Here is a 13,779-nt window from a genome sequence, read left to right on the forward strand (position 1 = left end):
TGATCTTGGCGCCGATTACTTTGAACGCCTTCACCGAGACCGAATTCGTCGATACCATGTAAAAAGACTTGAGCATCTGGGCTACAAAGTAAAACTAACGGAAGAGGCTGCCTGAGCCTAAGAATTTTCGGAACAGAGGTCGCGGAGAAGAGTGATACAGAAACGAAAATCCTCTGCGGCCTCTGCGCCCTCTCCGTTGAGGCTTGACGTTGCGGATATTCCGCACCGTGTCGTTTGCGGCTGTCATCTGTTTTTGCAAGTGCTTTTGTGCGCGCCGGCCGCGATGAGATTTTGGCCGGTAGTGCTTGGGGATCTGGGGTAAGATTTCTGGTTCCCCTGCACGAGGGGCAGGACAGAGAGGAAGTGTAGATGGACAAGCAAGCCGACATGCAAAAGCTGGTGGATCTTGTGGCGCGCCTGCGCGGCAACAACGGGTGCCCCTGGGACAGAGAGCAGACCCGGGAAACACTCAAACCGATGCTCATCGAGGAAGCTTATGAAGTGCTTGATGCGCTGGACAGCTCGGATCCGGTGGAGCTGAGGGAGGAATTGGGAGACCTGCTGTTCCAGGTGGTATTCCATGCGCAGATCGCACGGGAGATGGGGGAATTCGATCTTGCCGGAGTGATTGACCGGCTCCACGATAAGATGATCCGACGCCATCCGCATGTTTTCGGCACCGCCGACCTGAGGACATCGGAAGATGTCCTGAAGAACTGGGAAGATATCAAGGCGAATGAAAGAGGCGTCCCATCCTCTTCCCTTCCCGAATCCGAAAAATCCCTCCTTGACGGCATTCCTTCGAAGCTGCCCGCTCTGCATGAGGCCTATCAGATGACGTCTAAAGCGGCCCGGGTCGGGTTCGACTGGCCGGATCTCGACGGCATCCTGAGAAAGCTCCACGAGGAGGCTGCCGAGCTTGCAGCCGCAAACGCCGCGCACCACAACCAGCATGCGGCCCAGGAGGTCGGGGATCTGCTGTTCGTCGTCGTCAACGTTGCGCGGTTTCTAGGCGTTGATCCGGAGACGGCCCTGCGGCGCAGCAACAAGAAGTTCAGCCGGCGCTTCCGCTATCTGGAAACGAAGATCAAGAAGCAGGGCCGCGAGCTGAGGGATACATCTCTGGCGGAGATGGACGCCTTGTGGGAGGAGGCCAAACAGCAGGAACAGTACTAAGTGACGATATTGAAGTGCTCGATGTGCAAACTGGGATCGGATTTTACGAGCACATCGCGATCCAGCAGGCCGCGGATTTCATCGAGAACGTTGGATTCCGCGTCGCGCAGCGCCCGGGCCACATCGGGGTGAACCCGAATCATGATTTCATGCTGTTCTTCCAGCGACCCCTTCATCTTCTCCAGCTCGTGATAGATGTTGTAGCATGTGGTCGCGACCGACTTCACCATGCCCGAGCCGTAACAATAGGGACAGGGTTGGCAGAGCGCACGCTCCAGCGACTGCTTGACGCGTTTTCGGGTGATGGCCACCAGACCGAATTCATTGAACTCGAGAATCTTGCTCGGAGCCTTGTCGCGCGCCAGTTCCTGGGACAGCGCCTCCATGACCCGCTTCCGATTTTTGCGCTCCTCCATGTCAATAAAATCGATGACAATGATGCCGCCCAGATCCCGCAGGCGTATCTGCTTGACGATTTCCTTTACGGCTTCCAGATTGGTGCGGGTAATGGTCTCTTCCAGGCTGTTGCCGCGTCCGACGAACTTGCCCGTGTTGATATCGATGCTGACCAGGGCTTCGGTCTGATTGATGACGATGTAGCCGCCACTCTTCAACCAGATCTTCGGCTGCAGGAGCTTGTCGATCTCGGACGTGATGCCGAACTCGTCGAAGATGTGATTATCCTTGGTGTACAGTTTCACCCGGTGAATGAGGTTCGGATAGATTTTGTCGATAAACTCGACGATGTTCTGATACTCGATCTCATCGTCAATCCGGATGCTCGCAAACTCGAAGGAGAACTGGTCGCGCAGGAGGCGCTGGACCAGGTTTAGTTCCGAATGGATGATTCGTGGCGCAGACACGTGCTCCGCCCGTGTGCGAATATCCTCCCAGACTTTCACCAGATAATTCAGGTCGTTCGTGAGATCCTCTTCGCTGTGCTCCTCCGCCGCCGTGCGGACGATGACTCCGCCCTGAAATTGATCGCGCTGTTTAAGGATCACATCCCGCAGGCGCAGCCTCTCTGTCTCCGAGCTGATCTTTCTGGATACACCCACGTGATCGACGGTTGGCATATAGACAAGGTATCTTCCAGGCAGGGCGATATGGCTGGTTACACGGGCTCCTTTCTTCGCGATCGGCTCTTTTGCCACCTGCACCAGGATCTCCTGGCCTTCACGCAGCATGTCGTCGATGGACTGGCGTTCCGGCTTATGCGTGTGGCGAGCCGCAGTATAGCGCTTGCGGCGGGCGCCTGGTCCGCGACGGCGTGCATTGTAGCCGCCCGCCCCTGCCCCCGCGTCCATTGAGAACGGCAGCACCTCGCCTCCGCCATCTCCCAGGGTTGCGTTGTCGAGCGGCGGTGCCTCGGATTCGAGGGCGCGGATTGGATTCTCCGGTTCGGCCGGCGGCGCGGCCAGGTCCGGCTGCGCATTCGAAGGCGGTTCGATCAACGGCTCGGCGGGTAGAGCGGTCGCGATAGCCAGGGGTGCCGGAATTTGCTCAGGTATAAAACGGCCCGCGAGCTCGGGATCATTCTCGAAGCTTCTCTCTGTCTCCCGGCTCAGGTTCCAGCGGGCGGCGGCATCCGGGACCTCCTCATCGACGGGTGCCGGCGAAGGCGCGGGCCGGCCTGCTTCTTGCCGCTCCCTGCGTTCACGCCAGCGGGTTCTCTCCGGCTTTCGGTCACGGTCCCGCTCCCGTTCCCGCCGCACAGGGCGCTCCTGAGCCTCGATTTCCGTGATGGCGGTCTCAGCTTTCTCCTCTGCCTCGGTGAAGACCTTGTCATACTCCTCGGTATCTTCCACGAAGTCGGAGACGTAGAGGAAGGCGTCCTTCTCCAGGCCGATCTGAACAAAAGCGGATTGCATGCCGGGAAGTACCTTGGTCACTCTCCCTTTGTAGATGTTTCCCAGGATGCCCCGAGTACGGTTGCGCTCGATGTAGAGCTCTGCAAGCTGGTCATCCTCCAAAATCGCGACTTTCGTCTCCAGCGCACTGCTGTTGACGATCATTTCCTTAATCATGAATTGCTCCCATGGATGCTGAAACGGGGCAGGCGGCAGGCGGAAGCTGCGGTCCTGGGACCGTCATGGCGCAGCGTAGGAATTTCTCGAATAGCGGATCTCGTGAAGCACCAGGCTGCCGAACGGATATCACATCCGGAAACAGGACCCGTTCAGGGGATCCCTCTCATCCCGGCGGGGGAAATGCCCCTCCATTGCGGGCATCCGATTCGATGGCCAACTCCGGTCTCGGCGGTTTCGGCAACCCCGGGGAACCAGCCGCGTGATCCCTTTGGTGTGTCACGGGACCCGCAGGGGATTGCGCCCCATGATTGTCTGCGCATTTCTGCCTACCGGCGCAATATCCGCCGGGCGGGGCCGATATATTTCCCGAAATGAAAACCCGTTCTTCGAATTTTGTTCCTGCCAGCCGCAAACACCAGCTGTTCATCCGTTTGCGTTTATCTCTATGCCAATTCCTTTAATTGACAAATCACTGCCAAAATGAATCAGATCTGCCGCGGAATGCCGGATTTCACAGGGTGCCCCTGATACTCACAGGTGTGGACTTCACCGGTGAAATCCTCGTCATCCGTGGCCAAGCCCTTAAACTCGTGGCCGGCAATGGCCTGATTTGCAGTATACCCCACCAGGCACGCGCGGCAACAATCAGTTTACGAAACGCCTCATATTGATGTTCATGCACAGGCCCATCGCGGCGAAGTACGACAGTAGCGAGGACCCACCGGCGCTGACCAAAGGAAGGGGGATTCCTGCGATGGGCAGCAACCCGATGTTCATGCCGACATTGATCAGGACGTGGAATAAAAAGAGTGAAAGAACCCCCAGAATCACCATCGATCCAATCTTGTCCTTGGCTTCACGGCTCGCGCGCAGGAGTCGCAGCGCGACGAACAGAAAGAGTCCCAGGATTGATACACTGCCTAGGAAACCCCGCTCCTCCGACAGGACGGCAAAAACAAAGTCGGTGTGACGCGCCGGAAGAAAGCCGAGCTGTCCTTGAGTTCCCTGCTTCCATCCCTTGCCGAGAAACCTGCCGGAGCCGATGGCGATTTTGGACTGTTGGGACTGGTATCCAAGCCCACGCGGGTCACTCGCCGGGTTCAGCACCGTCTCGATGCGCCCCCGTTGATAATCCTTGAGCATCATCCAGCCGGCGGGAAGGGTCAAGGCAGTCATGATCAGGAGGGCGAAAACATGTTTGCGTTTCAGTCCTCCGAGGAATGACAGGCCGGCATAGATCGGCACAAAGGTGACGGCGGTGCCCAAGTCCCCTTGGAGGATAGTCAGAATCATGGGCACCAACACGATCAGCCCACCGAACAAGAGTTCGGGCAACTCGAGGTAATCGCGCTCGGTGTCGGCGTAGTATTTGGCCAGCGCTATGATCACCAATACCTTCACCAACTCGGACGGCTGAAAGGTTAAAATGCCGAGGTTGAGCCAGCTCTTGTTGGCATGGACGGTATGACCAGCTATCAGCACCAGGGCAAGGATCGCGACCCCGCATAGGTAGGCAAGAGTGATGTAATCGGTATAGACGTGGTAATCGAAGTAGAGCACGACCAGAAAAACCACGAAGGCCGCTCCGAGATACATGAGCTGGCGGCCGACAAAGTAGTTGAGGTTGGTTCCGAGGGTAGTGCTCCATATGGCCATGACGCCGGCCGCTGCCAGCAGGAGCAGCGCAAGGAACAAAAGCCAGTCAAAGCTCAGCAACAAACGCCGGTTCATCCTCATCGCACTTCACCTCCGGCAGGACGCACAACCGCCTGACTGATCAACTCCGGATGGTCTTTCTTGGCGAAGTAAGTCCGGAAAATCTCCCGGGCCATAGGCGCGGCCTTGGCGCCGCCTCCGCCACCGTGCTCGAGGAAAACAACCACCGCAATTTCGGGATTGTCGCGGCTGGCAAACCCGGCGAACCAGGCGTGGTTGGCGACGTCCGACGGGTCGGTCTTGATCTCCTTTTTACGCTCCGCGCTGATAACCTGGACGGTGCCGGTTTTTCCGCAGATGTCAAGACCCGGAAGAGCGGCGCTGTGGCCGGTTCCGTAATTGTTCACGCTCCCCCACATGCCCGCCCGGATCTTGCGCGCGTTTTCAGGCTTGATCGGCAGCTGTTGTTCCGGCCACCGGTCGGGAGCGGGTCCGCGCTCGGCGTGCAGCAGCAGGTGCGGCATGATCAGCTTGCCGTCGGTAGCGATGGCACTCACGGCGCGCAGCACCTGCAGCGGCGTGGCACGAATCGGGCCTTGTCCGATCGAGACCGAGATGGTCTCACCGGCATACCACTTCTCGTGACGAACCTGCTGCTTCCATTCCGGCGAGGGGACCACGCCGATTTGTTCCCCGCGAAGATCGATTCCGGTACCCTCGCCGAAGCCGAGGGCTTTGGCATGTTGGGCGATCTTCTCGATGCCCATACGCTCCCCCAGCGTGTAGAAGAAGATGTTGCATGAATTGGTGATTGCGCCTTCCAGATTGATGTAGCCGTGACCGGGTTCCCACCAGCAGTGGAATACGCGTCCATAGAACGGGGCGGCTCCATGACAGATGACATGGGTGCTGTCGTCGACGAAACCTTCGGCGAGGCCTGCCTCCGCCATGACGAGCTTGAAGATCGATCCGGGCGGATACGTGTTCTGGATGGCGCGATTTAGAAGCGGGAGATCCGGATCGCTCATGAGGGCGTTCCAGTCCTTGGCCGAGATGCGCGAGGAGAAACTGTTGGGGTTGAAGGAAGGAGCGCCGGCCATCGCCAGGATCTCACCGTTGCGCGGATCCATCGCCACGATCGTGCCGACACTGCCCGCCAAAAGGCTCTCAGCCTGGCTCTGGAGGTCGAAGTCGAGGGTGAGTTGCAGGTCGCCGCCAATGACAGCATCCCTTTCGGCCACCATGCCGAGTTCCCGGCCCAGGCTGTCGACGAGAACTTCGCGCGCGCCATTCTGCCCCATCAGGCATTGGTTGTAAGTGCGTTCGACGCCGGACCGCCCCACGAGCTCGCCGCCTTGGACGCCGGGGAAAACATTGCCGGCAAGGTCGTCCTCCGAGATCTCTCCTACATAGCCCAGCACATGCGCGGCCAGATTGCCGAACCGGTATAGCCTGCGCGGCTCGGGTCCCAGCTGAATCTCAGGGTGCTCCCGCTTGTGCGCCTCGACGATGGAAACATCTTCGATGCCGACGTCCTCCTTGATGACGATCGGCTGATAAGTCCCGGCGCGCTTGTTGCGGCGCAACTGGGCCGCCAGATCCTCGGCAGAGATGCCCAGCTTCTCGGTCACAAACGCGACTGTGGCACTCGGGTCCTTCATCAGTTCGCGATAGAGTACGATGTTCATGGAAGGCCGGTTGTCGACAAGCGGGATGTGGTTGCGATCGAGGATCGGACCGCGGGGGGCCACTACCTGGATGCTGCGTATGCGATTCTGCTCTGCCAACCGCGTGTATTCGGCACCTTGCAGGATCTGCAGCCACCAGAGACGCACCGCCAGGAGGACGAAAATTAGAACCAGCGGGGGGTAAAGCCAATTCAGCCGTCGTTGGATGGGTTGCCGGTTGGATTCCAGCTGGAGCTTGACCATCAACCTACTCTTTTGCTCTATAGACGCGATTGTAGGAATCCAGGACCGCGAACAGAAGAGTGCCTACTCCAGCCGTGATCAAAGCCTGCATGAGCGAAGCGCCCAGGAAAATGGTGCTGGAAGATCGCTGCAGGAGCGCGAACAGGATGAAAATGCTGAGCGAGCTCAGGCAGGAGGAGGCGGCCATCAGGATGAAGCGGATCCGGCCCCCCTCGACATCAAAGCGGCGGGACGCCTCTGCAATGACGAATGCCGCCAGCGTCTTGCCGAAACCGTTGTATCCTAGCGGCCAGCCGAGAACCGCGTCCTGCAGAATCCCGGTCAGGGATCCGACGAACAGCGCTTGGGCGCGGTTGCGGTAGAGGGCCCAGTAGGTAATCAGGACCAGCGACAGATCGACGAAATTAAAGAGGAAGAAGTTATTTCCCGCGATCATCTGTGCCATGATCGCCAAAAAAGACGAGCCGGCCAGAAACAGGTATTTCATAAGTCACTCTATGCTACTTTCCCGCGCGGGGCGCGGGGGGGTCCGCCACGACCTTCGGCGTGCCGAGCAGAATCAAAACTTCCTCTAACCGGACGACGTCGGCGCCCGGCTCGACCCGGATCGTGCGGAATCCCGTCTTTCCCTTCTGTGATTCCACCACCTTGCCGACCGACAGACCTTTGGGGAATATGCCGTCGAGGCCGGATGTGACGAGCGTGTCGCCGACGTTCACGTCTTCGGTATTGCTGATGAAATTCAGATTGAGCAGCAAGTTCTCCGTGCCCCTCACGACTCCCGGCACCCGGGTGCGCTCAATCATCACCCCGATCGAAGCGTCGGCGTTCGTGAGCAATTGAACCTGGCTGTTGTTGCGGGTCACGAGCACGGTGCGTCCGATAATGCCGGCATCCGACACCACAGCCTGGTCTGCCCGGACACCGTCGGCCGAACCGCGGTCGAGGTACAGGGTATTGGCCAAAAAATTGGGCGCGCGGCCGATCACCCGCGCCCCCAGCGTCTGGCCAGGCAAGGCCGCACTGAAGGCAAGCAGCCGCCGCAGCCTCGCGTTTTCCTCCTGAGCCTGCGCCAGGCTGCTGTTGAGGAGGGTGAGCTGGCGGACGTCTTCTTTAAGCCGCGCATTTTCTCCGCGTGCGCCGTGCAACCAGAGGTAGCTGGTCCACAGGTTGCCGAGTCCGCGCGATACGTTGGAGGAGCCGTTGAGAATAGGCGCACTCGCCGCCAGCACCCAGCGCTTGATGAGCACGGTGCCGGCGGGATCCTCGACCTGGATCGAGATCAAGGTCAGATGCAGGAGAAGAAGCCCGATCACCACATAGAGGATCCGTCCTTCACCTTTTGCGGCAAACTCAATGGACACAAATCCTCCGGAGCAGCTTAAAATCGGTCAACATCTTGCTGGTCCCCAACACGACTGACGAAAGCGGGTCCTCGGCAATAAATACCGGGAGCCCGGTCTCGTCCGCGATCCGCTTATCGAAGCGCTTCAGCAGGGCTCCGCCTCCGGTGAGCACGATGCCGCGATCCATGATGTCGGCGGAGAGCTCAGGCGGGGTGCGTTCGAGCGCCACTTTGAGGGCGTTGATAATGATCCCGATGCTGTCGCTGAGCGCTTCCCGGATTTCCTCGTCCCCGATGGTGACGGTCTTGGGGACACCCTCGATCAGGTTGCGCCCCTTGATCTCGGTCGTCAACGGACGCTCCAGCGGGGCTGCCGACCCGATCTGAATCTTGATCATCTCTGCGGTACGCTCCCCGATCAGCAGGTTGTGCTTGCGCTTGATGTACTGGATGATCGCCTCGTCCATCTCATTGCCCGCCACCCGGACCGAGCGGCTGTAGACAATCCCGGAAAGCGAAATCACCGCTATGTCCGTGGTTCCGCCGCCGATATCGACAATCATGTTGCCGCAGGCCTCGGTTATCGGCAGACCGGCCCCGATCGCGGCAACCATGGCTTGCTCCACCAGATAGACCTCGCTCGCCTTGGCACGCAGAGCGGATTCCTGAACCGCCCGTTTCTCCACCTGCGTGATTTCGGCAGGAATGCCAATGACGATGCGCGGGCTGAGCAGGTGGTTGCGCTTGTGCGCCTGCTTGATGAAATACTTCAACATCACTTCGGTGACGTCGAAATCGGCAATGACTCCATCCTTCATGGGCTTCACGGCCACGATATCAGCCGGGGTCCGCCCCAGCATTTCTTTGGCCTCCCGGCCCACAGCCAGAACCCGCTTGTTGTTCTTGTCCAGCGCGACAATCGACGGCTCATTCACTACAATCCCACGCCCTTTGGCATAGACGAGAGTATTGGCAGTTCCCAGATCGATAGCCAGGTCGCTGGAGAAAAAACCGAAAACAGATCTGAAATTCATAATTCCTTATACGGCCACTTTAATGCTGTTCTTGGAAAGTTCCTTCGCGCGATACATGGCAGCATCGGCTTTCTTGATCAGCCCTTCCGCCGTGAGCGTATGCTTCGGGCAGTTGGCAATGCCCAGGCTGACCGTCAAATGAATGCTGAGATCCTGCGCGACAAACTCATAATCTTCCACCTTTTTGCGGATGCGTTCCGCAATGACCAATGCGCCATTGAGCGGGGTCTCCGGCAATACGACGACGAACTCGTCCCCCCCGTATCTGCCCACGACATCCGTCTCCCGGAGAATCTTGCGCAGGACCTGCCCCATCTCGGCCAGCGCCAGACTGCCCACAAGATGGCCGAAAGTATCGTTGACGTGCTTGAATCCGTCCACGTCAATGAACAGCAGGGAGACCTTTTTCTTGTAGCGCAGGCAGCGCTTCACTTCGGATTCAAGATACTGCATCAGGTATCGATAGTTGTACAGTTTGGTCAGATCATCCGTGATGGTGAGGCGCTCGGCATTGTCGAACATGCGAATGGTGTTGATGGCAACCGCGAGCGGCCTTACCAGCATTTCCATCAGGCTCCGGTCATCCTCCGTGAACACACCGGCGGCTTTGTTGAGAATCTCGATCACCCCGATCTTCTGCCCGCGGTGAATCAACGGCAGGCACAGAATGGAACGGATAAAAGAACTCTCCGTGCCGAAAGGGACCTTGATTTCGAACTTGAGGTTGTTGTCCAGATGCGCCGTGCCGGTCTGCAAAACGTGGTCGACGATGTTACTGTTGGCCTGATGTTCGAACAGATCGATGTCCCGGATGTTGCCGGTTCCGTAGGCCCGCTCCAGGGTCACACCTGCTTCGTTGCAGAGATAGACGAGGCACTCCTCCGCACGCAGCCTGGTGATGATCCGGTTGAGCAGAAGGCTCATGGCGGGCTTGCGGTCGGTGACGGTGCCGGAGGATTCCACCATATTGACAAACGCATCGAAGAACGTGCGCAGGTCGTCCGCACGGTCGCGGATCAGCGCCTGCTCTTTTCTGCCGGCATGGATGACAGCAAAGCTGTCGAGCATAAAGTGCGCGAAAGCGAGGCTCATGGGCAGGATCACCACCGGGGTTGACCCGTCCGTGCGGATCGGCTCGCGTGCAGCGGCGGTCGTCGGGTTCAAATAACCGATGATTTCCGCAGCCGGGAAAATCCTGGCAAGGTAATCGCGGAGCCCCGGAGATTCGTCGCGGGGGAAAAAAACAGCTAAGAAATCGGCGCGCGGGGCCACCGGGGTGCCGATGATGGCAGTCTCCTGGAAGAACTCGAAATGCCAGGGCGTTCCCTCGGGCATCGATTCGGCGAGAACCTGAGGGCTCTGGCTCTTGTAAATCACGCCGATTTTCAGTGCTTCGGACATATCGTTTTTTCGCACATCCATCAATCGCCGACCGCAGATCGTCTTGAAATCATCGGACTGATATCAGAGGCTCTGCGTGTGCCTTCTTCTCCAAGAGTGTCCTCGCCTGCCAGCCCCGGCTCCAGAGGACCACTTTCCTGCCGGCATCCGCTGGCGTCTGGTAAAGACGAAAGCGATCTTTAAGTTGTCTTAGGCTGAAAACGCAAGCTAAGGAACAACTAGCGCGCAGGCTGGATCAGACCACCGCATAAGGCACTGCTCTCGCTACCCTCTTTATCGAACAATTTAGGGGGCTCATTATATCCAATCTGGTCCCAACATAAAATGACCGAACACACAATTTCCCGCGCTTCCACGGGCGAGCCCTTGCCTGTGGAAATCCAGACACTTACATCCTCTGCCGAACATTGTGATTCGGCGCGACGTACTTTGACGCCGCCCGCCACAGAATGTCAAGATCGACTCGCCGCGGAGGCCTATGCGCAAACAATCTCGCGCTTGACGGGCGGATGGCTATGCTATAATAGATTGTTTAGGCATTTTCTTCGGAGGCTACAACTCAACATGCTCGATATCATGCGCCGCAAGAAGCGGCTGAAACTCATATTATGGCTCGTCATCATCAGTCTCGGCATGGGCATGTTACTGCTTTTCGTCCCAGGACAGAATGTCGGCATCCAAGGGTTTGACAACTCCATTGCTACCGTGGCCGGCGAAACCATCTCCGTAAAGGATTACAGCGATACCTATCGCCATTTTGTGGAGAACTACAGCGCCGGGGGGAGAAACAGGACCGACCCGGAAATCCTGAAGCGCCTGGGCGTGGATAAACAGGCTCTGAATGCGTTGATCCAGGTCCGGGTGGTGACCTATGCCGCCAAACGCCTGGGCCTGGACGTCACGACCGACGAGGTGCGCCAGGCGATTGAAACGAATCCAAACCTTCGAAACCAGGCCGGATTCATCGGCGTGGACGCATACAAGGCTCTGCTGGCTGCAAATCGCATCGAGATCACGGAGTTCGAGGACAGCGTGCGCTTCATGCTGCTGTCGAAGAAGGTCACGAACCTCCTTGCCGACTCGCTCAGCATACCGGAGAAGCAGTTGCGCGAGAATTTTGCGCGCCAGAACCAGGAAGCACAGGTTCTGTATGTCTTGTTTGACAAGGAAGCGGCGAAGAAAAAGGTCAATCCGACCGAAGCCGACCTGCGCGCATACTTCGAGGCAAATAAGGAGAAATACCACATCAAGGAAGAGCGTCGCGCCCAGTACCTGCTGCTTCCCATTTCGGATATAGCGGCTACGCAGAAGGTCACCGACCGTGAAATTGATGACGCATGGGCACGAATGGATCGACAGGAAACGGTCGACGCAAGTCACATTCTATTCAAGGTCGATGACCCGTCTAAAGATGCCGAGGTCAAGGCCAAAGCCGAGGAGATCCTGAAGCGTGCCAAGGCGGGCGAGAACTTTGCCGAGCTGGCCAAAAAGTACTCCCAGGATGAAGGATCGGCGCCGCAGGGAGGGAATCTCGGACCCTTCCCACAAGGGCGCATGCCCAAGGCTTTCGAGGCTGCCGCATTCAGTCTCAAACCTGGCGAAATCTCCGACCTCGTGCGCACGGAGGTCGGATACCACATTATCAAAGTGCTCTCCCATGAGAAACCGAACAAAGAGGCGGAACGTCCCAATCTGATTCGCTCGGTCCAGGTTGACAAGGCAGTCGAGATCGCAAAGCAGAAAGCGGCCGAAGCTCAGAAACTCCTGGAAAAGCAGAAGGACCTGGCCTCAGTCGCGAAGGAATTGAACGTGCCGGCCAAGATCCAGGAGACCGGCTTTTTCAATCGCAGCTCGGATCCCGCTGCGAATGGGCTCTCGCAGGAGTTTATCGACGAGGTGTTCCGTCTGAAGGAGATCAACTCTTTAGGCAAGGCCGTCGAACTGCCGGCGGGCCAGGCGATCCCCAAACTGCTTCAGATCAACTTGCCTAAGCCCCCTGAATTCAAGGAATCCCAAGAGGCAGTGAAGAAAGACTATATCGAGTCGAAAGCGTCCGAACTGCTCCAGGAGCAGGCGCAGAAACTGTCCGATGAGGCCAAGAAGCTGAGCGATCTGACAAAGGCCGCACAGAAAGCCGGAATTGCGGTCAAGACCAGCGATTCATTCAAACGTGACGGCACGCCCGCAAAGGAAATCGGTTCTGCACCCGATTTCACTGCAGCTGCCTTCGGTTTGGCCGTGGGCGGCATAAGCGGCCCGATTACAATTGCCGGCGGGAAGCAGGCGGCCGTGCTTCAGCTCAAATCCCTGTCTCCCTTCAACGAAACCGAGTATGCGAAGCAGAGGCCGATGCTGAGAGAGCAGGCACTGCTCTCAGCGAGGGAAGCTTACTTCGATGAATACATCCGGAGAGTCACAGACGACCTGACCAAGAAAGGCCAGATCCGCATCAATACCAATGCCCTGGACCAGTTCACGGGCTATCGTTACTGACACGACTCAACGGCAGACAAAAGCCGGCCAACGCGGATGTTTGATCGGCGTTTGGCCTGCCGGCAAACCCATTCCTCAAATGGTCTTGAGCGCCGGTTCAGGCTTGCTTTCCTGCAGGGATACGGCGTAGGCGTGCAGTCTTTCCACTACCTGTATAACCCGCTGCATCTCCGAGTAGATACGTTCCATATCGGCGCGCATCTTCCCCTCACAGCGCGGGTCGAGCAGGATCAGCTGGGTGAAACCCATCATTACCGCGAGCGGATTATTCAGTTCATGAGCGGTCTCGCGCAGGCGCGCGGCCACATCACCCAACGAGGCGCCTGCCGCATCCCCCGCGAGCCGATAATCCAGGCAAGAGAGCAGCAGAAACCCGGTGCAGCAGTTTCCATGTGCGCTGAGCTGCACCATGCTCGCATGCGCCTGGAGCGACTTGCCGCTCCGGTTGCGGTGTACGATCTCGCCCTCCCATAGGCCCCAATCACCGGCCGCTTTCATCATTTGAGGGACTTCGAAGACGGATCGCTCCGCGAGAATGGTGGTGATCGGCCGACCTGCGAGCTCGTGGGCCGAGTAGCCGGTCACCTGCTCAGCAGCACTCGAAAAGGAAGTGATGAGTCCGTCCGTGGATAGAGCTACTGCCATCCACTGGGCGGATTCGCTTGAAAACCGCATACTGCCCCCCCGAGAGGGTCCCTGCCTGTGCAAAAGGA

At 58.2% G+C, this 13,779-nt stretch carries 10 protein-coding genes; 2 read left to right on the forward strand and 8 right to left on the reverse strand.

Annotated elements, in window-relative coordinates; all coding sequences use genetic code 11:
* The first annotated feature begins 369 nt into the window (after positions 1-369).
* Positions 370-1,176 carry a nucleoside triphosphate pyrophosphohydrolase gene (mazG, locus tag LAP85_16505; GenBank protein ID MBZ5498005.1) on the forward strand — a complete coding sequence of 269 codons (807 nt, stop codon included), beginning with the start codon at positions 370-372 and terminating at the stop codon, positions 1,174-1,176.
* Here mazG and LAP85_16510 read toward each other — a convergent pair.
* From LAP85_16510 to LAP85_16540, 7 genes are all read right to left on the reverse strand, one after another.
* Positions 1,173-3,203, reverse strand: a complete 2,031-nt coding sequence (locus tag LAP85_16510) for an Rne/Rng family ribonuclease (GenBank protein ID MBZ5498006.1) — start codon at positions 3,201-3,203, stop codon at positions 1,173-1,175. The two genes, mazG and LAP85_16510, sit on opposite strands and share 4 nt — an antisense overlap.
* 648 nt (positions 3,204-3,851) lie before the next feature.
* Entirely contained in the window at positions 3,852-4,943 is a 1,092-nt protein-coding gene (rodA, locus tag LAP85_16515; GenBank protein MBZ5498007.1) for a rod shape-determining protein RodA, read from the reverse strand.
* On the reverse strand, positions 4,940-6,793 hold the full coding sequence (gene mrdA, locus LAP85_16520) for a penicillin-binding protein 2 (GenBank protein MBZ5498008.1): 1,854 nt from the start codon (positions 6,791-6,793) through the stop codon (positions 4,940-4,942). Before mrdA ends, rodA begins: the two co-directional genes overlap by 4 nt.
* Positions 6,794-6,797: 4 nt before the next feature.
* Positions 6,798-7,280, reverse strand: coding sequence for a rod shape-determining protein MreD (gene mreD, locus LAP85_16525; GenBank protein MBZ5498009.1), 483 nt, complete (start codon positions 7,278-7,280; stop codon positions 6,798-6,800).
* A gap of 13 nt (positions 7,281-7,293) precedes the next feature.
* Positions 7,294-8,157 carry a rod shape-determining protein MreC gene (gene mreC / locus LAP85_16530; protein MBZ5498010.1) on the reverse strand — a complete coding sequence of 288 codons (864 nt, stop codon included), beginning with the start codon at positions 8,155-8,157 and terminating at the stop codon, positions 7,294-7,296.
* Complete coding sequence (locus tag LAP85_16535) at positions 8,147-9,172, reverse strand: rod shape-determining protein (protein ID MBZ5498011.1); 1,026 nt, start codon at positions 9,170-9,172, stop codon at positions 8,147-8,149. Before LAP85_16535 ends, mreC begins: the two co-directional genes overlap by 11 nt.
* A 6-nt stretch (positions 9,173-9,178) precedes the next feature.
* A complete protein-coding gene (locus LAP85_16540) occupies positions 9,179-10,573 on the reverse strand; it encodes a sensor domain-containing diguanylate cyclase (protein MBZ5498012.1) in 1,395 nt (464 codons plus the stop codon).
* Between the two features lie 564 nt (positions 10,574-11,137).
* Between LAP85_16540 and LAP85_16545 the strand changes: the two genes are divergently transcribed.
* Positions 11,138-13,066 (forward strand): peptidylprolyl isomerase, encoded by a 1,929-nt coding sequence (locus LAP85_16545; GenBank protein MBZ5498013.1) that lies wholly within the window; start codon positions 11,138-11,140, stop codon positions 13,064-13,066.
* A 75-nt stretch (positions 13,067-13,141) separates the two neighbouring features.
* Here LAP85_16545 and LAP85_16550 read toward each other — a convergent pair whose 3' ends face one another.
* Positions 13,142-13,741, reverse strand: coding sequence for a PAS domain S-box protein (locus LAP85_16550; GenBank protein ID MBZ5498014.1), 600 nt, complete (start codon positions 13,739-13,741; stop codon positions 13,142-13,144).
* Between the last annotated feature and the right edge of the window lie 38 nt (positions 13,742-13,779).

This window comes from Terriglobia bacterium (genome assembly GCA_020072565.1).
Classification (GTDB): domain Bacteria; phylum Acidobacteriota; class UBA6911; order UBA6911; family UBA6911; genus JAFNAG01.